Source organism: Mycolicibacter kumamotonensis (genome assembly GCF_002086285.1).
In the GTDB taxonomy this organism is placed as follows: domain Bacteria; phylum Actinomycetota; class Actinomycetes; order Mycobacteriales; family Mycobacteriaceae; genus Mycobacterium; species Mycobacterium kumamotonense.
Window position 1 is genome coordinate 1 of the sequence record NZ_MVHU01000029.1, and the last position, 19297, is coordinate 19297.

The 19297-nt window shown below is 66.7% G+C and carries 17 protein-coding genes; 7 read left to right on the plus strand and 10 right to left on the minus strand.

Annotation, left to right across the window (positions count from 1 at the left end; translation table 11 throughout):
• A partial coding sequence (locus BST28_RS17085) for a cbb3-type cytochrome c oxidase subunit I (protein WP_207570123.1) occupies positions 1–1079 on the minus strand: 1079 nt, incomplete at its 3' end.
• A 186-nt stretch (positions 1080–1265) separates the two neighbouring features.
• On the opposite strand from BST28_RS17085, the gene BST28_RS17090 reads away from it, so the two are divergent.
• Together BST28_RS17090 and BST28_RS17095 are read left to right on the plus strand one after the other, a co-directional pair.
• Positions 1266–2297, plus strand: a complete 1032-nt coding sequence (locus BST28_RS17090) for an iron-siderophore ABC transporter substrate-binding protein (RefSeq protein ID WP_065288874.1) — start codon at positions 1266–1268, stop codon at positions 2295–2297.
• 136 nt (positions 2298–2433) lie between these two features.
• The gene (locus BST28_RS17095; protein WP_065288867.1) at positions 2434–3486 is read left to right on the plus strand and encodes an NAD(P)-dependent alcohol dehydrogenase; all 1053 of its coding nucleotides are present in this window, start codon (positions 2434–2436) and stop codon (positions 3484–3486) included.
• Between the two features lie 10 nt (positions 3487–3496).
• Here the strand turns inward: BST28_RS17095 and BST28_RS17100 are convergent, their stop codons facing one another.
• Positions 3497–4657 carry a CynX/NimT family MFS transporter gene (locus BST28_RS17100; protein ID WP_065288873.1) on the minus strand — a complete coding sequence of 387 codons (1161 nt, stop codon included), beginning with the start codon at positions 4655–4657 and terminating at the stop codon, positions 3497–3499.
• 141 nt (positions 4658–4798) lie between these two features.
• Here BST28_RS17100 and BST28_RS17105 point away from each other — a divergent pair, with 141 nt between their 5' ends.
• The gene (locus BST28_RS17105; RefSeq protein ID WP_065288866.1) at positions 4799–5473 is read left to right on the plus strand and encodes a FadR/GntR family transcriptional regulator; all 675 of its coding nucleotides are present in this window, start codon (positions 4799–4801) and stop codon (positions 5471–5473) included.
• 5 nt (positions 5474–5478) lie between these two features.
• Here the strand turns inward: BST28_RS17105 and BST28_RS17110 are convergent, their stop codons facing one another.
• From BST28_RS17110 to BST28_RS17120, 3 genes are all read right to left on the minus strand, one after another.
• Positions 5479–5886, minus strand: coding sequence for a DoxX family protein (locus tag BST28_RS17110; protein WP_065288865.1), 408 nt, complete (start codon positions 5884–5886; stop codon positions 5479–5481).
• 51 nt (positions 5887–5937) lie between these two features.
• Positions 5938–7155 carry an MFS transporter gene (locus tag BST28_RS17115; RefSeq protein WP_065288864.1) on the minus strand — a complete coding sequence of 406 codons (1218 nt, stop codon included), beginning with the start codon at positions 7153–7155 and terminating at the stop codon, positions 5938–5940.
• Positions 7156–7229: 74 nt separating this feature from the next.
• Positions 7230–8204, minus strand: coding sequence for a GlxA family transcriptional regulator (locus tag BST28_RS17120; protein WP_019735014.1), 975 nt, complete (start codon positions 8202–8204; stop codon positions 7230–7232).
• 107 nt (positions 8205–8311) lie between these two features.
• Between BST28_RS17120 and BST28_RS17125 the strand changes: the two genes are divergently transcribed.
• Both BST28_RS17125 and BST28_RS17130 read left to right on the plus strand, forming a co-directional pair.
• Positions 8312–8962 (plus strand): HD domain-containing protein, encoded by a 651-nt coding sequence (locus BST28_RS17125; RefSeq protein ID WP_019735013.1) that lies wholly within the window; start codon positions 8312–8314, stop codon positions 8960–8962.
• Positions 8963–8979: 17 nt separating this feature from the next.
• Positions 8980–9681 (plus strand): nitroreductase family protein, encoded by a 702-nt coding sequence (locus BST28_RS17130; protein WP_019735012.1) that lies wholly within the window; start codon positions 8980–8982, stop codon positions 9679–9681.
• A 31-nt stretch (positions 9682–9712) separates the two neighbouring features.
• On the opposite strand, the gene nrdF is transcribed toward BST28_RS17130, so the two are convergent.
• From nrdF to BST28_RS17145, 3 genes are all read right to left on the minus strand, one after another.
• Positions 9713–10687 (minus strand): class 1b ribonucleoside-diphosphate reductase subunit beta, encoded by a 975-nt coding sequence (gene nrdF, locus BST28_RS17135; protein WP_029248767.1) that lies wholly within the window; start codon positions 10685–10687, stop codon positions 9713–9715.
• Positions 10688–10784: 97 nt separating this feature from the next.
• On the minus strand, positions 10785–12296 hold the full coding sequence (locus tag BST28_RS17140; protein ID WP_019735010.1) for a flavin-containing monooxygenase: 1512 nt from the start codon (positions 12294–12296) through the stop codon (positions 10785–10787).
• A gap of 118 nt (positions 12297–12414) precedes the next feature.
• Positions 12415–14370, minus strand: a complete 1956-nt coding sequence (locus tag BST28_RS17145) for a hypothetical protein (protein ID WP_083082072.1) — start codon at positions 14368–14370, stop codon at positions 12415–12417.
• Between the two features lie 154 nt (positions 14371–14524).
• On the opposite strand from BST28_RS17145, the gene BST28_RS17150 reads away from it, so the two are divergent.
• Positions 14525–15748 carry a PucR family transcriptional regulator gene (locus BST28_RS17150; RefSeq protein WP_083082073.1) on the plus strand — a complete coding sequence of 408 codons (1224 nt, stop codon included), beginning with the start codon at positions 14525–14527 and terminating at the stop codon, positions 15746–15748.
• Positions 15749–15783: 35 nt separating this feature from the next.
• Here BST28_RS17150 and BST28_RS17155 read toward each other — a convergent pair whose 3' ends face one another.
• Positions 15784–16521, minus strand: a complete 738-nt coding sequence (locus tag BST28_RS17155; protein WP_019735007.1) for a TetR/AcrR family transcriptional regulator — start codon at positions 16519–16521, stop codon at positions 15784–15786.
• 126 nt (positions 16522–16647) lie between these two features.
• Here BST28_RS17155 and BST28_RS17160 point away from each other — a divergent pair, with 126 nt between their 5' ends.
• A complete protein-coding gene (locus tag BST28_RS17160) occupies positions 16648–17829 on the plus strand; it encodes an NAD(P)/FAD-dependent oxidoreductase (protein ID WP_019735006.1) in 1182 nt (393 codons plus the stop codon).
• Here the strand turns inward: BST28_RS17160 and BST28_RS17165 are convergent.
• A complete protein-coding gene (locus BST28_RS17165) occupies positions 17783–19237 on the minus strand; it encodes a cytochrome P450 (protein ID WP_083082074.1) in 1455 nt (484 codons plus the stop codon). The two genes, BST28_RS17160 and BST28_RS17165, sit on opposite strands and share 47 nt — an antisense overlap.
• Between the last annotated feature and the right edge of the window lie 60 nt (positions 19238–19297).

The following is a 19297-nucleotide window of genomic DNA, read 5'->3' on the forward strand; positions in this document are numbered from 1 at the left end:
AGCATCGGCGTCTCGAAGGTCATCTGGCCCCGCCACATGGTGCCGATCCAGTTGAAGAACTTCAGCCCGGTCGGGATGGCGATCATCAGGGTCAGCAGCGAGAAGAACGGCAGCAGCACGGCACCGGTGGCGTACATGTGGTGCGCCCACACCGCCGTCGACAGCCCGGCGATGCTCATCGTCGCGTAGACCAGGGTGACGTAGCCGAAGATCGGCTTGCGGGCGAACACCGGGATCACTTCGCTGACGATGCCGAAGAACGGTAGCGCGATGATGTACACCTCGGGATGGCCGAAGAACCAGAACAGGTGTTGCCATAGCAACTCGCCGCCGTTGGCGGAGTCGTAGATATGTCCGCCCAGGTGCCGGTCAACGGCCAGGCCCAGCAGGGCCGCGGTCAGCAGCGGGAAGACGATCAGAACCATGATCGAGGTGACCAGGATGTTCCAGGTGAAGATCGGCATCCGGAACATGGTCATCCCGGGGGCGCGCATGCACGCCACGGTGGTGATCATGTTGACTCCACCCAGGATGGTGCCCAGGCCACCGACGGCCAGGCCCATGATCCACAGGTCTGCTCCGGCGCCCGGGGTGTGCACCGCGTTGCTCAGCGGGGTGTAGCCGGTCCAGCCGAAGTCGGCCGCACCGCCCGGGGTGATGAAACCGGCCAGTGCGATCGTGGCGCCGAATACGAAGAGCCAGAACGAGAACGCGTTGAGCCGCGGGAAGGCCACGTCCGGCGCGCCGATCTGCAGCGGCAGCACCAGGTTGGCGAAGCCGAACACGATCGGGGTGGCATAGAACAGCAGCATGACCGTGCCGTGCATGGTGAACAGCTGGTTGAACTGCTCGTTGGACAGGAACTGCAGGCCCGGCGCGGCAAGCTCGGTGCGCATCAGCAGCGCCAGCAGACCGCCGATGAAGAAGAACACCATGCAGGCGACGCAATACATGATGCCGATCAGCTTGTGATCGGTGGTCGTGATCATCTTGTAGAGCAGGCCGCCCTTGGGACCCATCAACGGCGGGAATGGCCGACTGGGCTCGAGTTCTGCGCGCGGGGGTGCTTCGGCGGTCAACATTCCTCCAAACATGGGCATCCCGGGACTTGGCTCGAATCCTAACCCCGGGCCTCGCTCCGTCGGTATAGGCCTCCTACAAACTGTCGTATTCGTCTCCCCACGGGACTTGCCCCACCCGGGTGTTACCGTCACCGCGTGACCAGGGCGAACCGGCGAGCGGTGTCGGCGGCAGCACTGGCCGTGATGCTGATCACGGTCGCGGGTTGCGCCGGTGAGGGGACGGAATCGGCACCGACGTCCACCACCACCACCATGGTCGCCGGGGCCGGTGTGCTCGGAAACGACCGCCGCCCCGACGAGTCCTGCGCGCCCGAACCGGCCCGCGCCGATCCGGGGCCGCCGACGCGATCGGTGCACAACGCGGACGGGGTGGAGCCGCCGGGTACCGAGGTGCCCGAGGAAGCAGAACGCATCGTGGTGCTCTCCGGTGATCAGCTCGATGCGCTGTGCGCCCTGGGCCTGCAGTCCCGCATCGTCGGGGCTGCGCTGCCGGATGGCTCGGAGAGCCAACCGTCATATCTGGGCGCCGTGGTACACGGGCTGCCGGCCGTGGGCACCCGCAGCAACCCCGACATCGAGGCCATCGCCGCACTGCGTCCGGACCTGATCCTCGGCGCGCAGGGCCTGACGCCCCGGTATCCGGAGCTGGCCGCGATCGCGCCCACCGTGTTCACCGCGGCGCCGGGCATGGCGTGGGAGGACAACCTGCGCGGCGTCGGCGCGGCGACCGCGCGCAGCGGCGCCGCCGACCAGGTGCTCGACAAATTCAGTGAAGACGCCACCGAGGCCGGCGAGGTCAGCGACGCCACCCACTTTCAGGTCTCAGTGGTTGCTCTCACCGACAGTGGCCTGCGGGTGTACGGGGCGGCCAACTTCGCTGCCAGCGTGCTCAAGACCGTCGGCGTGGACCGGCCGCCGTCGCAGCGGTTCACCGACCAGCCCTACATCGAAATCGCCGCGGGCGAAAGCGATCTCGGCGGCCGCGCGGACTTCTCGGCGGCCGACGGCGACATCGTCTACGTCTCGTTCACCTCGCCGGCGGCCAAGGCGCGGGCGGCCAGAGTGTTCGACAGCGTCTCGTGGCGCCGGCTGGGGGCCAACCGCGACAGCCGGGTGTTCGTGGTCAACAACGAGATATGGCAGACCGGGCAGGGACCGGTCGCGGCCCGCGGAGTGGTCGAGGACCTGCGCTGGGTGAGCGCACCGATCAACTGAGCCTCAGGCGGGCTCGTCCTGCAAGCGCATCCGTCGCCGGTGACCGAACTCACCGCGTCGCCCGGGCATCACGGCAAATAACTTTGTTAAGCTATGTTTTTACGATTGCCGGTATCCCCGAAGAGGAATCTCGACTATGAGCACCGTTTCCGCTTACGCCGCCACCTCGGCGACCGACCCGCTGACCAGGACCACCATCACCCGCCGGGACCCCGGTCCGCACGACGTGGCGTTCGACATCGCCTTCGCCGGTATCTGCCATTCCGACATCCACACCGTCAAAGCCGAGTGGGGCGCTCCGCAATATCCGCTGGTTCCCGGCCACGAGATCGCCGGCGTGGTGACCGCGGTCGGATCCGAGGTCACCAAGTACAAGGTCGGCGACCGGGTCGGCGTCGGCTGCTTCGTCGACTCCTGCCGCGAGTGCCCCAGCTGCCTGGCCGGCCAGGAGCAGTACTGCACCGGCGGCGGCATGGTCGGCACCTACGCCGGCATCGGCCGTGACGGCCAACCCACGCAGGGCGGCTACAGCGGCGCGATCGTCGTCGACGAGAACTACGTGCTGCGCATCCCGGACGAGATTCCCCTGGACGCGGCCGCTCCCCTGCTGTGCGCCGGCATCACCACCTATTCACCGCTGCGGCACTGGAATGTCGGGCCCGGCAAGCGGATTGCGGTCGTCGGCCTCGGCGGTCTGGGCCACATGGCCGTCAAGCTGGGCACCGCGATGGGCGCCGAGGTCACCGTGCTGTCCCAGTCGCTGAAGAAGATGGAGGACGGGCTGCGCCTGGGTGCTCAGCACTACTACGCCACCAGCGACCCGAGCACCTTCAAGAAGCAACGCGGCACTTTCGACATCATCCTCAACACCGTGTCGGCGAGCCTGGACCTGGGCGCCTATCTGAACCTGCTCACCCTGGACGGCACGCTGGTGGAGTTGGGCATGCCGGAGGGTGCCCTGGCGGTGCCGCCGGGTCCCCTGGTCAGGATGCGGCGCAGCGTATCGGGTTCGTTGATCGGCGGGATCGCCGAGACACAGGAGATGTTGGACTTCTGCGCCGAGCACGACGTGCGGCCCGAGATCGAGGTGATCGAGCCGGAGTACATCAACACCGCCTACGAGCGGGTGCTGGCCTCCGACGTGCGCTACCGGTTCGTGATCGACACCGCGTCCTTGCGACAGCCCTGAGCTAGACGCACTAGACGTAACGGTTGCGCCCGGCCAGTGCACCCGCCGACGTCTGCACCAGGTAGACGGCGAGCACCATCAGCCACGGCACGGTCCATCCACCGCTGACGTGGTGCAACAGACCGAACAGGAACGGGCCGACGCCTGCGAGCAGGTAGCCGAAACCCTGCGCCATCCCCGACAGGCTCGCGGTGTCCTGCGCGTCGCGGGCACGTAGCGCAATCACGGTGAGCGCCAACGAGAAAACGCTCATCCCGAGCCCCACCAGCACGCTCCAAAGCAGCGGTGCGGCCGCGGGCGCGATCAGCAGACCGACCATGCCGGTGATGCCGAGCGTTCCCAGTCCGACGATCCATCCGCTTTGGCTGTCGCGCCGGGCGGCCAGCGGCGAGACGATCAAGCTGATCGGCACGGCGATCAGCGAGATCAGGCCGAGCAGCAGGCCCGCACGCGTTTCGCTGATGCCGTTGTCGATCAGCACCTCCGGCAGCCAGCCCAGCACCACGTAGGCGAGGAACGACTGGGTGCCGAAGAACAAGGTGACCGTCCAGGCCAGTTTGCTGCGCAACAGCGATCGGCCTTTCGTCGCGGCCGCGGGTGCGGTGGATCCGGGCCGATCGAATCCGCGGGCACCCACCACCCATGCCGCCAGTGCCAGCAGCGCCAGGGCACTCCACGCGCCCAGCGCCGATCGCCAGCCTCCCAGCGCGTCGTCCAGCATCGGGGTGGCTGCCGAGCCCAGTGCTCCTCCCCCTTGTAGCGCCGCGGTGTAGATCCCGGTCATCAGCCCGACCTGTGCCGGGAAGGATCCGCGGATGATCACCGGGATCAGCACGTTGATCAACGCGATTCCCGCGGTCGCGACCAGTGTTCCGCCGAGCACGACCAAGGCGCCATCGCAGATCCGGATCAGCAGTCCCGCAACAAGTGTGAGCAGCGCCGCCGAGACGGTACGGGCCAATCCGATCCTTCGGGACAACCACGGCGCGGCGAGGCCGGCTGCCGCGAAGCACAGACCGGGCAAGGTGGTCAGGACACCGGCCCAGGTGTCCGAGGCGCCCAGGGCTCCCCGCATCTCCGGGAGCAGCGGGCCCACGCTGGTGATGGCCGGGCGGAGGTTCAGCGCGGTCAACACCACCGCGACGGTCAGCAGGGCGCCGCCGGCCGCCATCGTCGCAGGCCGGAACTCGGCGGCGCCCTCGAGCTCCAGTTCAAGGTCACGCTCGTACTCGCCGAGTCTTTCGGTACGTGCTGCGCGGGTCACCTAAAGTAGGATCGCATACATCCGATGATTGGATGACGGGAGGATACTGTGCCGTTGATCACCACCCGCCGCACCTGCCTGGTCGATCAGGTGATTGACCAGCTCCGGGCCTCGGTGACCGGCGGGGAATGGCCCGTCGATTCTCGAATCCCCCCCGAGCCGGAGCTCGCCGAGGCGCTCGGGGTCGGCCGCAACACCGTGCGCGAGGCGGTCCGGGCGCTGGCCCACGCCGGCATTCTGGAGGTCCGTCAGGGCGATGGGACCTACGTGCGCGCCACCAGCGAGGTGTCCGGCGCCGTGCGTCGGTTGTGCGGCCCGGAACTGCGCGACGTGCTACAGGTGCGGCGCTGCCTGGAGGTTGAGGGGGCACGGATGGCCGCCGTAGCCCGCACCGACGAAGACCTGGCCGAGTTGCGCGCTCTGCTAAAGCGCCGCGACGATCACCAACAGCAGGGTCGAGATGAGGATTTCGCGCGGGCGGACACCGATTTCCACCTGGCCGTGGTCCGCTCCGCGCACAACCCGGTGTTGACCGAGCTGTACTGCGGGCTCACCGAAGTGGTCGTCGCCAGTGTGGCCACGGCGAGCGGGAAACCGGTGCGGGCGGACCAGATCCGGCACCGGGGCTTGCTGGAGGCGATCGCCGCGGGCGACGTCGAGGCGGCCGGGCGCGAGGCTGGTGGATTCCTCGACGAGCTGTTAGACCAGTTGCCGGCCCGCTGAGCCGCTCACTCGCGCCGCAGCCCCAACACGCGCAGCAACTCCGGCCGCCGCAGGATGAGCGCGATCCACACCAGCACGCCGACGTACACCCCGGACAGCACGAAGCCGGCCAGCGGCTTGTCGGTGAGCAGGTTGACGGTCACGGCTCCGCCCAGATAGGCGGTCAGGCCCAATGCCCCCAGCACCGCGGTGCGCGGGATCAGGAAGACGACCAGGCACACCACCAGCACCCAGCCGATCACGGCGGTCTTGTCCGGGGAGAACCCGAGTCCTTCGGTGGCTTCACGTGCGAAGGACATGCCGAGGATCTTCGGGATGGCATCGAACGCGAAGAACAGCCCCAGCAGGGCGGTGATCACGGCTCCGATGATCCAGGTCCGAGAACGCTTGGTGTGGTCGGTGTGAGTCGTCATCGGTGGCCCTCCTGAATTCGAATAGCGATGGTGATCGGCGTAAGGACAACACTATGAGGTTGGCGAGGTTTCCGGTTCGCGCGTATGTAGCCGCAGCGCGGTGTAGCCGAACATGATCAGCGCGGTCGCCACCAGCAACAGCAGTCCGACCGTGTAATCGTTGCGCACCGGGTCGTAGGTAGCGCCCATCACGATCGGCGGGAAATAACCACCCAATCCCCCTGCCGCAGAGACGATTCCGGTGACGGCCCCCAGTGACCCGGCCGGGGCGCGACGGGCCACCCACCCGAATACGCCACCGGTGCCGATACCCAACCCGACCGCCAGCGTGATGAACGTGGCCGCCGACAACACGTCGGGCGGCGGTTTGAGGGCGGCGGCCGCGGCCATTACCGCGGTGACCGCCAGCGAGGCCAACACGACGTACTTGGGCGCGATCCGGTCGGCCAGCGCACCGCCGACGGGCCGGGCCAGCACCGCGGCCAGCGCAAACGCGGCGGTGCGTTCACCCGCGGCCACCTGCGAGAACCCGTACACGGTTTTGATGTAGATGGGCAGGTAGTTGCTGAACGCGACGAACCCGCCGAACACCAAGCCGTAGAGCAGCGACATCTCCCAGGTGACCCGCAACCGGGCGGCCGCCGTGAGTTTGGGCACCACCGGCGAGGTGTTCGGCGCGAAGTACTCGCCGTTGCTCATCACCACCATGCACACCAAGACGGTGACCGCCAGCGCGGCCGCGATCATGTAGTGGGTGTGCAGCAATCCGAACCGCCGCACCATGCGGGGGGTGAAGAACGCCGACAGCGCCGTGCCCGCCATGCCCATGCCGAATACGCCGGTGGCAAAACCACGGCGGGCCGGCTCATACCAGTTGTTGGCGAACGGAATACCGATCGCGAACACCGTGCCGGGGATGCCCAGCAGCAGAGCCGAGGCCAGCACCAGCGGATAGGACGCCGCGGCTTCGGCCGCACCTACCGCCAGCACCGGGCCGATCGAGGCCAGCGACACCCCGATGAACATGGCGCGGCCACCGAACCGATCGGTCAGCGGCCCGGCCACCAGCCGGCCCAGGGAGCCGGCCAGGATGGGTGTCGCGACCAGCAACGCGACCTGGGTGCTGCCCAGCGACATCCGCGCCGCGTCGGTCAGGGCCACCGGGCCGATGAGGTTCCAGGCCCAGAAGTTGATGATCGACACCCAGGTGGCCAGGGCCAACTGAACGCCCGGCCGGGCGCCGGCAGCGGGTCGATCAACGCTCTTCACTGGAATATGCAAACACCGGGAAGCGCGGTCGGGTCGTCGTTCGGGCGAAATAGCCGGGGCGGCGCGCCCGGCGTTCAGCCTTGCAGCGCGGTGCGGAATCTGTCCCGGTAGGCCTTCGGCGAAACGCCGAGGTGATCGACGAATACCCGCCGCAGCGTTTCGGTGCTGCCGAAGCCCGCCAGACGTGCGGTGTCGGTGACGGTGTGGCCGGCGTCCAGGGCGGCACGGGCGGCGTCGACGCGGACCTTTTCGACATAGTCGGCCGGAGTCATCCCCAGCTCGGATCGGAATAGGCGTGTCAACTGCCGCGTACTGAGGCAGGCCCGGGTGGCGAGGACGCTCACCCGGTGGTCCGCGCCGGGGTCGGCGGCGATCGCATCGGTAACCGCTCGCAGCGGCGACTGCGGCGCCGGGTCGGCCTCGACCAGTGTCGAGAACTGCGATTGCCCGCCTGCCCGCTTGAGATAGACCACCAGCCAGCGGGCCACCGCGCGGACAAGATCTGCGCCATGGTCCATCTCGACCAGTGCCAGCGCCAGGTCGATGCCCGAGGAAATCCCCGCCGAGGTGAACACATCACCGTCGCGGACGAAGATGGCATCCGGCTCGACGGTGATCTCGGGGAAGGCGCGCGAAAACAATCCGACGTCGTGCCAGTGGGTGGTGGCGCGGCGGCCGTTCAGCAGACCGGCCTGTGCCAGGACAAAGGATCCGGTGCAGATGGAGGCCAGCCGTCGGGTGCGGCCGGCGAGCGACCTGACCGCCTCCACGAGTCCTGGGTCGATCGCGCGGCGGGGCAGGGTGTCGGCCCCGGCGACCATGACGGTATCGGCGGACACGATCGACGCGAGGGACTCGGTGACACCCAATCGCGTCCCGATCGAGGTGGTGACGTCGCCGCCGTCGACGGATGCGAGCATGATCTGGTAGTTCGCTCCGAAGCGATTGGCTTCGGCGAAGACCTCACCGGCTCCCGCGACGTCCAACATCGTCACCTCGTCGAACACGACGATCACCACGACCCGCGTTGGTGCGCTGGGTTCGGCCACGGATTCATTGTGTCGCGATCTGAGGTTTTGACGGCTCAATCGACACCTGTGAACCGGGCGCATCGGCCGCAATCTGGTTACTGATCGCCCCACCGAGGAGACCGACCATGACCATCCAGCCGATCGAGACCATCGCCGACGTCGTCGTACCCGACACCCGGCTCGCCCGAGAGGCAACCGATCTCGTTCGCAGCGCCGAAGACGACGTGCTCTTCCACCACTCCCGCCGGGTGTACTTGTTCGGAGCGCTGCACGGTCGCCGGTCGGGGCAACAACCCGATCTGGAACTGCTCTACGTCGCGGCGATGTTCCACGACTTCGGCCTCACCGCGCGCTACCAAAATTCAACTCAGCGCTTCGAGATCGACGGCGCCGACGCGGCACGGCAGTTCCTGTTGGAGCACGACGTCGACCCGTCCGACGCCGATAGGGTGTGGCTTGGCATTGCGTTGCACACGACACCGGAGGTCCCCGCACGCCTTGACACCGAAACCGCCTTGCTCGCAGCGGGTGTCAAGACCGATGTGGTCGGCGTCGGCAAGCACGACCTCGCCACGGCCGACATTGACGCGGTGATCACCGCCCATCCGCGCCCGGAGTTCAAAAACCGCATTCTGGCCGCCTTCAACAGCGGTATGAAGCATCGTCCGGAAACCACCTTCGGGACGATGAACGATGACGTACTGGCCCACTTCGATCCCGGCTTCCAGCGCGGCAACCTGGTCGAGGCCATTCTCAACAGCCCATGGCCCGAGTAGCGGGAAGGAGCAGGCACATGGAGATCCACGAAGCGCTGTACACCACCAGGATGATGCGGCGGCTGCGGCCCGATCCGATTCCGCTGGACACCCAGGCCCGCATCCTCGATGCCGCGGTACGCGCCCCCAATGGCGGCAATACCCAACGCTGGCATTTTCTCGCTGTCGATGATCCCGAACTCAAACGCGCGCTGGCCCAGCTGTTCCGGGAGGCCCGCGCCGTCGAGTACGAGAAGTTCGCGGGCGGGATGGGGCCGATGGCCGCGCCGGCGCCCGGCGCGGATCCGACCCAGCATGCCGAGACCATGCGCCGAATCAAGGGCTCGGGTGACTATCTTGCCGACCACTTCGAAGACGTTCCGCTGCTGCTGTTCGTCTTCGCCATCGACGACCTCGGCGGCGCCAACATCTACCCGGCGATCTGGAGTGCGTTGCTGGCCGCCCGCGCCGAGGGCGTCGGCGGCGTCATGACGATGGTGCTGCGCAACGTCGAGGACCGCATCAGTGAGATGTTGGGGGTGCCCGTCGCGGACGGCTGGAAGATGTCGGCCATGCTCGCGCTTGGCTATCCCCGGGGCATATGGGGTGTCGCGGCCAATCGGCGTCCCGTGCAAGAGGTTTCATCCAGAAACCGCTGGGGCACACCGTTCGGCGTCGACGTCCCGGAGCCACCGTGGCCGCACGACTACCTGGCTCCCGACCTGGCCACGGTGGGTTGAGAATGCTCCCCGGCCTCCGGCCCGCGCGTCTTTAGAACTCCCAGTCCTCATCCTCGGTGATGACGGCCTTGCCGATCACATACGACGAACCCGAACCGGAGAAGAAGTCGTGGTTCTCATCGCCGTTGGGACTCAGCGCCGACAGGATCGCCGGGTTGACGTCGGTCTCGTCGCGCGGGAACAGCGCCTCGTAGCCGAGGTTCATCAGCGCCTTGTTGGCGTTGTAGCGCAGGAACTTTTTGACGTCCTCGGTCAGCCCGACCCCGTCGTAGAGATCCTGGGTGTACTCGACCTCGTTGTCGTAGAGCTCGAAGAGCAGCTCGTAGGTGTAGTCCTTGAGCTCCTGGCGCTTGGCTTCATCCACGGCGGCCAGTCCACGCTGGAATTTGTAGCCGATGTAGTAGCCGTGCACGGCTTCGTCGCGGATGATCAGCCGGATCACGTCGGCGGTGTTGGTCAGCTTGCCCCGGCTCGACCAGTACATGGGCAGGTAGAACCCGGAGTAGAACAAGAAGCTCTCCAGCAGGGTGGAGGCCACCTTGCGCTTGAGCGGCTCGTCACCGCGGTAGTACTGCATGACGATGCCGGCCTTGCGCTGCAGGTTGACGTTCTCTTCCGACCAGCGGAACGCCTCGTCGATCTCGGCGGTCGAGCACAGCGTGGAGAAGATCTGGCTGTAGCTCTTGGCGTGCACCGACTCCATGAAGGCGATGTTGGTGTAAACGGCCTCTTCGTGCGGGGTCAGCGCGTCGGGGATCAGACTGACCGCGCCGACGGTGCCCTGGATGGTGTCCAGCAGGGTCAGGCCGGTGAAGACCCGCATGGTCAGCCGTTTCTCGTCGTCGGTCAGCGTCCCCCAGGAGGGGATGTCGTTGGAGACCGGCACCTTCTCCGGCAGCCAGAAGTTGCCGGTCAATCGGTCCCAGACCTCGAGATCCTTGTCGTCTTGAACCCGGTTCCAGTTGATCGCCGAGACCCGGTCGATCAGCTTCACTTTTTCGCTCACCACAACCCCATTTCACCCGCGGGAAGCTAGGCCCCCGACACTACCCCTGGGGGCCGACAACCCGCCGCAACACAAGAAGTTGTGTCTGCGTGTCGTGTCAGCCGACTCCGGAGAATCGGTACTCGCCGGGTCGCAACGAGCGGGTGGACTGCCAGTACTGCCAGGTCATCCCGCTCCACAGGGTCCGGTTGACGCCGTGTTCGTCGAGGTACCAGCTGTTGCAGCCGCCGGTCATCCACACCGAGCCGGCCAGCTTGTCCTGCAACTCGGCGTTGTAGCGGTCCTGGGCGGCCCGGCTGGGCGCCAGGGCCTGCGCGCCGGCCTTATCGGCGGCGGCGATCGCCTGAGCCACGTAGCGGATCTGCGACTCGATCATGAACACCACCGAGGTGTGGCCGAGCGCGGTGTTGGGACCCAGCAGGAAGAACAGGTTGGGCATATCGGCCACGGCGATGCCGCGGTGCGCCTCCACCCCTTCGCGGTTCCAGCGCTCCACCAGATCCTCGCCGTTCGGCCCGGTGATGCCGACGTAGGTGTAGGAGTCGGTGACGTGGAATCCGGTCGCGTAGACGATGACGTCGACGGGGCGCTCCACATTGTCGGCGGTGACGATGCCGTCGGCGGTGATGCGGGATATCCGCTCGGTGATCAGCGTCGTGGTCGGATCGGCCACCGCCCGGTAATAGTTGTTGCCGGAATAGAGGATTCGCTTGCAGCCGGCCCGGTAGCGCGGGGTCAGCTTGCGGCGCAGCTCTTTGTCGCGGACCTGGCGCCGGATGTTGAGCTTGCCGATCGCCTCGATCACACGCAGCAGGCCGGGTCGCTTGGTCATCGCGAATCCGACGCCTTCCAGCGCCCAGTAGATGCCCGCCCGCACCGCATAGCGCAGTCCGGGCACCACCACGAAGGCTTGTCGCACCGCATCCGGCAGCTGATGATGCGGCACCGGCACCACCCACGCCGGGGTGCGCTGGTAGAGCTGCAGTTCAGCAACCCGGTCGACGATCGCGGGCACGATCTGGATCGCGCTGGCGCCGGTTCCAATGACCGCGACCCGCTTGCCGGTCAAGTCCACGCTGTGGTCCCACTGCGCGGAATGGAATGCGGTACCGGCGAATTCGTTGATCCCCTCGATGTCGGGAAACCGCGGGATGTGCAGGCCACCGACACCGGAGATCACGAACTGGGCCACATACTCCTGACCGTCTTCGGTGAACACATGCCAGCGGAACTCATCGTCGTCCCACGCCGCGCGGGTGACCTTCGAACCGAACCGGATGTGGCGGCGCAGGTCGTATTTGTCGGTGACGCCCTTGAGGTAGTCGAGGATCTCCGGTTGCGGGGAGAACAGTCGGGTCCAGGTGGCCTTCGGCTCGAAGGAGAAGGAGTACAGGTGCGACGGCACGTCGCAGGCGCAGCCCGGGTAGGTGTTGTCGCGCCAGGTCCCGCCGATCTCGTCGGCCTTCTCCAAGATGAGGAACTCCACACCCTGCTTCTGTAGCGCGATGGCCATGCCCAGGCCGGAGAATCCGGTCCCGATGATGAGCGCCCGGGTGCGTACCGGTGCACGTCGCCCGGCGTCCTCGGCGGTGTGATCGGTCAGCGTCATGATGCGTCCTCCCCTTTTCGGGTGTCGATGTTCAGTGTGTTTGCTGGGTCTGAGTCCGTCAACGCCGGTGCCGCCTCCCGCAGGGTGGTGCGGAAAGGCGGCACGGCGGTTAGGACGCTCAGCCCATGAGGGCGGCCATCACCTGCTGGTTCAGATCTACCAGCGACTCCATCAGCGGCGCGTACCCGCTCAGATCAAAACTGTTGCCGGCGTTGAGAATTCCGGTCGATATGTCGTCACGTGCGTTGAGCAGGCCTGCGATGATGCCAGTGGTCGGGTCGTCCCAGGCCAGCTCGAAGACCGTTCCGAGCCTTTCCATACCACCGGTCAGCGTTGTCAACGCCTGCGTCCAGTCGCCGGAGCTGAAGTCGCCTTGCAAACTCTGCCAGGTCTGGTCCATGACAGCCTTCGAGCTCATCATGGCCAGCAGCATCGGCATCTCGATGTCTTTGACCGCCAACGGCATATTGCCGACCAACGCCGCCATGGCACCGGCCGGGTTGGTCAAGAACTCCGAAGAGACGGCGTCCAGGTTCGGCATCAGCGCGGGGTCGCTCATCCGGTCCCAGACGGTCGGTGCATCAACCTGGCTGCCGAAGATCTTCTCGAAGTTCTCCTCGCCCATCGCAGCCATAACCTGGTAGCGCAGCAGGTTGGCCCCCAGCCAGGAGATGTCGTGGTCCTGGTCCTGGTTGTAGTTCCAGTTGAACAGGCGCTCGTGCAGCAGTGCTGCCTGTTCGTCGGGGCTGACCAGGGGATGATCGGCCGGCAGGTAGTCCTTGACGTCGGCGACGTTCACCACCTGGGAGAACGTCTGCGAGCCCGTCGGATCGCCCTGCACTCCCTGCCAGCGAATTCCGAGCATTCCGTTGACGAGGCCACCGGTGTCGATCCAGTTGGCGACCCCGGGATCTTTGCCGCTGATGACGTAGTACGTGTAGCCGTCGGGATCCTCGAACGTCTGGGTGCTGTTCAAGCTGCCCTGTGCGGTCACAATCGGAACGTTCTGACCCCACGCGTTGGCCAGCTCCAGGCCCGAGTACCGAGCGTCGAGGTTGGGCACCTTGACGATCAACGCCTCGTCGTCGTCCAGTTGGAAGTGCCCCATCGTGCTGTATTGACCGGGCATGAGTCCGTTGATCGCGGTGGTGGACGAGGCCACGGGTGTCATCCAATTGGGCGGGAGGCTATTCGGGATCGCGGTCTGGTCGTAGTAGACGGCATCGGCGTTCGTTGTGGGGATGTCCCTGGCGACGTTGCTCAACAGCGACGTCAGCTGTTCGTCGGAGAGGAACGGCAGGTGATACGTCGGCGCAACACCGTCTTGCTGCAGCGAGAAGAAGTCGTGCGGTAATCCGGCGTCACCGATGGAGTTGCGGATAAGCATGGTTTCGGCGCCGCTGGTGTCGATCCAGTTCCCGTCATGCTGTGTCGGGCTGAAGGTAATCGTGTAACTGCCGTCAGCATTCGGTGTCGCCCCGGACAGACTGAGCACATGACCGGTCGGCAGGTAGCCCTGCTCCGAACCGATCGTGCCGGACAGCGTTGTGAACGACACATCGAGGCTGCCCGCGCCGGGGTGGACCGTCATCGTGTACGTGCCGTCCGCGCTGATCGGGATGACACCGTACTGATTGTCGGGGTTCACCAGGATGTAGAACTGTCCCGGGTCAGCCGAGTTGGCGTCCCACGGGAACCCGAGCAGCCACTGGATTCCGGTGTTGGGGTTGAACATTTCCCCGTACTGCAACACCAGCTCGGTGGCTGCCAGGCCCTGGATGTACTGCGGCAGCGACTCAAGATCCGACGGGATGATGAACGGATACTGGCTGTTGGTGTCGTACACCTGCTGCTGCGCATCGAGCAGCTGGTCGATGATCGATTGCATATCGGCCGTCGGCCCCGTGGCCGCGACCGCGTGCGGGGTGGCCAGCGCCATCGCCAGCGCCCCGGCCACCGCGCCCGGTGCGGTTGCGGCGACGACGCGCAGCCGCTGCCGCGCCCGGCGCCGCTGAACCGCCTTGCAGTGGGCGCGCCCGACGGCAGCGCGTTGTGTGGATCCGATGCGCGACATGTGGTCCTCCGGTGTGTGGTCAAGGTGCGCTGTGACGGCTGTCACCTGATAGCAACCTGATTGTTCGCTGCACCGAATTTCAGGCGTAAGAGCAATTCGCACCGAGTTAACCGATCAATAGATGCACTTTGCACCATTGCGCTACGCTCGGCCGATGGATTGGGAGAGGCCCTCCGAGCGGGTCTGCGAGCTGATCCGGCAGACCGCCCAGGCCTTGGTCAGCGCTCCCCCGGAGGCGCTCGACGAGCTTCACGAAGCCACCCTGTCCGCCGTGTACACGCAGGCCATCGCCTCGGATCCGGTTCTCGCCGAAGGTATCCGCCGGAGCAATCGGTCCAACCTGATGCACTGGGCGGCCGCCAATCTCAGTCATCCCGGGGAGCCGGTAGCGGCCAACCTCTCGACGGAGTCACTGGTGATCGTCCGCGACGGGTTCCGCCGCGGCCTGGACGAATCTGCGGTGCTGGACGCCTATCGGGTCGGGACGAACGTGGCGTGGCGGTCATGGATGCAGACCGCGTTCACCTTGACGCGAGATCCCGACGAACTGCGCGAGCTGCTCGACGTCACCTCTCGATCACTGACGTCGTTCATCGATGCCACCATCGCCGGAATCGGCGAGCAGATGCAGAGGGAACGCGAGGCGCTGACCCGGGGAACGCACGCCGAACGCCGGGAAACGGTAGCACTGATCCTGGACGGCGCGACGATCTCCAGACAGCGCGCCGAGAGCCGACTCGGTTACCGGCTGGAACAGCACCACACCGCTGCGGTGATCTGGGGCGACGACTCCACCACCAACCTGGCGGATCTGGACGCGGCGGCCGAGGTGCTGACGCGCACCGAGGGCGGGCAGCGCGCGTTGTCGGTGCTGGCGAGCGCGGCCACCCGTTGGGTGTGGGTCCCCGGGCCCGCCGGGCCGGACCTGGCAAGTGTCGCCGCTGCAGTGGACAAGCTGCCGGGGGTACAGATCGCGGTGGGCACGACCGTGGCCGGCATCGACGGGTTCCGGCGCAGCCATCTCGACGCCGTCGCCACTCAACGGGTGATGGTGCGGCTGGGGTCCACCCAGCGCGTCGCCAGATTCACCGATATCGAACTGGTGGCGCTGGTCAGTGCCGATCCGGAGCAGGCGGACCGATTCATCACCCATACACTCGGCGACTTCGCGTCCGCCGACAGCGAACTGCGGCAGACGGTTCTCACCTTCATCCATCACCAGTGCAACGCCTCGCGAACAGCCGAGCAGATGTTTCTGCACCGAAACACGTTGCTGCGCAGGATTGCTCGCGCGGATGAACTGTTACCGACGCCGTTGGCCGACAACAGCGTGCGCGTGGCGGTGGCGTTGGAGGCACTGCGCTGGCGTGGCGCCTGACACCCAGCCGTGCCCCGCAGCGCAAATCGCCGGGGTCAGGCGACCGGTTGACGCCGGACGGCCTCGTGGATCGGCCGGTCCGGATCCATGGTGGCACCGAGATTCTCGGCGGTGCCGCTGACCACACCCATCATGATCGTGGCCAGGTATGCCACGAACGTCTCACGCGCCATCCGCCGTGGACTGTCCGGTTCAGGGCCCAGCCACCAGTCGGTGGCCGATGTCGCGGTGCCGAAGGCCGCGAACGCCGCCAGGTCGATCCCCTGCCGGTCGAGTTCGACGTCGCGCAGTTCGTTGTTGAACATCTCCGCCATCGCCAGGGTGATCTCGCGGCCTTCGTTGAGGGTGCGCATCGTCGACTCGGAACGCTCCGGGAACCGGCCCTGAATGAAGAACCGCAGCACGTTGGGATGGGCGTCGACCAGGGCCACGTACTCCTCGACGCTGCGCCGGATGATGTCGCGTAGGGAGTCAGTGGCGAAGTCGATCGAGGCGATGATCGCCTCCCACAGCTCGTCGCGCAGCCGCTCTCCGATGGCCTGGAACAGGTCGGACTTGTCAGCGAAATGCCGGTAGATCTTGGGCTTGGCGGTGCCGGCCTCTTCGGCGATCTCCCGCACGCTCAGATCGGGTCCGAGCCGGTCGATGGCCCGGAATGCGGCCTGGACGATCTCCCCGCGGACCTTCTTGCGGTGTTCGCGCCAGCGCTCACTGCGTGCGTCGACCTTCTTCCCGCCGTTGTCGGCCGGGTTGACTCTGCTCGTTCCGCGCACGTCAAGCACCTTACCGCGTTCTCGCAGCTCACCTGGGGAGACCGCGCGGTGACCTGGTCCGTTAGCATCGACGGACAGTCCCGGTGGCCCCAGACGCGGCCGCGCCCATATCTGAGACGAGACGTAGTGACACAACGATTCGACCTGGCCATCGTCGGCGGAGGACCGGCGGGATCGGCGGCGGCGTGGCAGGCCCGCCAGGCCGGCGCGAGCGTCGTCGTACTGGACAAGGCCGACTTCCCGCGCGACAAGCCCTGCGGCGACGGCCTGACCGCCCGCGCGGTCAGCTACCTGCAGAAGATGGGCCTGTCCGAGCAGGTCGACAAGTTTCACCGGGTCAATCAGGTCAAGGTGTTCAGCCCGAGCGCCTGGCAGCTGTCGTTTCCTCGTCGGCCGGGAATGCCCGATCACGGGTATGTGGCGCGCCGACCCGAGCTGGACACCCTGCTGCTCAAGCACGCCGAATCGGCCGGGGCGCAGATCCGCCAGTCCGCCGAGGCCGCCGGGCCGATTCTCGACGACACCGGCCGGGTGGTCGGGGTGTCGCTCAAGAGCGGCGAGAAGGTGCTGGCCGACGCGGTGATCGCCGCCGACGGCGCCTATTCGCCCATCAAGCGGGCGCTGAAGCTGGACTCGCAGTACAACGGCTATTCCGCGATCGCCATCCGCGCCGAGATGCCGGCCACCCGGCCCGACGTCGATTCGCTCGACATCTACCTGAAGCTGGTGTTTCAGGGCGACCAGCTGCCGGGGTACGGCTGGGTCTTCCCGCTGGGCGGCGGCCGGGTCAACATCGGCTTGGGTTACATCAACAGCTACAAGAACTGGCAGGCCATCAACGCCACGGACTTCCTCGGCGAATTCCTGGCGACGCTGCCGCGGGACTGGGAGCTGCCCTCTATCACCGAGCTGAAGAAATCCAAGACGGTGCGGGCCTGGCGGCTGCCGATGGGCTTCACCGCCTGGCCGCCGTGGCGACCCGGTGTGCTGTTCGCCGGGGACTCGCTGGGCGCGGGGCGGCCGACCTCCGGTGCCGGCATCTCCAAGGCGTTGGAGTCGGGCTTGGCGGCCGGTGAGTGCGCGGTTGCGGCGTTGACCAACGGCGGGCCCGACGACTTCACCAATTACGCCCAGCGGATGTACGCCGCCTGGGGCCGCGAGTACCGGCGCGGCCGGTTGTTCCACAAGCTCGCTGGGATACCGGCGGTGGCCAACACCGGACTCAAGTTCGTCGACAACGCGCGCTTCCGCGACGTCCTGCTCACCCGGCTCTACCGGGGGCAGCAGGGGCCGCGGCACACCTACTGAGTCGAGCGGTGCCCGGGTGCCGCTGAGCTATCGGCTGCGCGTCACGGCAGTGCGCCCGCTGCGTGACGCGCGCGTGGATCGGCTCGGCGGCGACCGTCGTGAACGGCACCGCCATCGGAAATTCCGTGCTCAGTGAGCGGATCACGCAGCGCCGCACGCAGGTGGCCAGCGCCAGGGTGGCTTCCAGCATGGCGAAGTGATCCCCGACGCATTTGCGTGGCCCGCCGCCGAATGGCAGGTACTGCCACCGGTTACGGCCTGCAGAGTTCTGCGGACTGAATCGGTCCGGATCGAACTCCAGTGGGCGCTCCCACAGCGTCGGATCGCGGTGCATCGCATAAATGCCGACCCCGACCATGGAGCCGGCCTGAACCCGATAGCCGTCCACCGCGATATCGCGCACCGCGGTTCGGCCGTTGAGTGCACCGGGCGGGCACAACCGCAGTGCTTCATTCAAGACCTGGACGGTGTACGGCAGCCTGGGCACATCGTCAGGGCTGAGCTGCGCACCGAGCTCGGCGACCTCTGCGGCGACCCTGCGCTGGATATCGGGGTGATTTCCCAAGGCCCACAACGCGTAAGCCAACGTCGTGGCGGTGGTGTCGTGACCGGCCAGCATGAACACGAGCAGCTCGTCGCAGATCTCACGGTCGGTCAATCCACGGCCCGTGTCTGGGTCGGTTGCAGCCATCAGTCCCCGGACCAGCGGTGCGTCGCGCTCGGGGTCGGCACGACAGGCCTGCAGGATCTCGTCGGCGATCCGATGCAAGGTGGCGCTGGCGGCGCGGGCGCGCTGTCGCGCCGGGGTCGGCAACCAGCGTGGCGCGCGTACCGGAGCAAACACCCGATCCGTCACGTACTCCTGTGCGATGCGCATCGGCGCACCCAGTTCGGCGGCCTGCTCGTCGAGGTCGACGCCGAGCACCGAACGGCCCAGGGCCCGCAAGGTCAACTGGCGGCACTCGGCGTCCAAATCGACCGTTGACCCATCAGCCCAACCGGTGGCGATCATCTCGGCAGCCTGTGCCATATGCCCGGCGAACCCGCGGACATGGTGCTTGGTGAACAGTGGCTGCAACGTGCGTCGCCGCGGTAACCAGGCATCATTGCGCAGGTCGAACAGGTTCGGCCCCATCAGATGGCGCAACTCGTCGTGGGCTGGGGCGCGATCGACACCGCCGCTGCTGAACACGTCATGCGCACCTTGCGGCGAGGTCACCACCACCACCGGGGGCGCTAGCCAGCGCGGCGCCAGCTCCACCCTGGTTATCGGCCCGCCGGCGTCCCGCAATACCTCGATTCCGGTATGCAGTTGCCGGACCTCGCGCAGTTGCCGCCGGTACGGCAACGGGTTCTTCGGCGCAAGTGGCAGCGCACGAACATCGACCCCGACATCGTCCACGGTCATAGCGGTCAGCAAATCAGGCCGGGCTCGCGCCGCGCCTCATCCGAACGGTTGAGATTTTCC

Excerpts from the sequence above, each read along its gene's own strand:
- BST28_RS17100 (WP_065288873.1), bottom strand. The coding sequence starts at position 4,657 with ATGGCGGCCGGCGGCGCCCTGCTGACCGTCGCGGTGGTGTTGACCGCG.
- BST28_RS17130 (WP_019735012.1), top strand. The coding sequence starts at position 8,980 with ATGGAGATCCACGAAGCGCTGTACACCACCAGGATGATGCGGCGGCTG.
- BST28_RS17165 (WP_083082074.1), bottom strand. The coding sequence starts at position 19,237 with ATGACCGTGGACGATGTCGGGGTCGATGTTCGTGCGCTGCCACTTGCG.
- BST28_RS17140 (WP_019735010.1), bottom strand. The coding sequence starts at position 12,296 with ATGACGCTGACCGATCACACCGCCGAGGACGCCGGGCGACGTGCACCG.
- BST28_RS17090 (WP_065288874.1), top strand. The coding sequence starts at position 1,266 with ATGCTGATCACGGTCGCGGGTTGCGCCGGTGAGGGGACGGAATCGGCA.
- BST28_RS17145 (WP_083082072.1), bottom strand. The coding sequence starts at position 14,370 with ATGTCGCGCATCGGATCCACACAACGCGCTGCCGTCGGGCGCGCCCAC.
- BST28_RS17110 (WP_065288865.1), bottom strand. The coding sequence starts at position 5,886 with ATGACGACTCACACCGACCACACCAAGCGTTCTCGGACCTGGATCATC.
- BST28_RS17095 (WP_065288867.1), top strand. The coding sequence starts at position 2,434 with ATGAGCACCGTTTCCGCTTACGCCGCCACCTCGGCGACCGACCCGCTG.
- BST28_RS17150 (WP_083082073.1), top strand. The coding sequence starts at position 14,525 with ATGGATTGGGAGAGGCCCTCCGAGCGGGTCTGCGAGCTGATCCGGCAG.
- BST28_RS17125 (WP_019735013.1), top strand. The coding sequence starts at position 8,312 with ATGACCATCCAGCCGATCGAGACCATCGCCGACGTCGTCGTACCCGAC.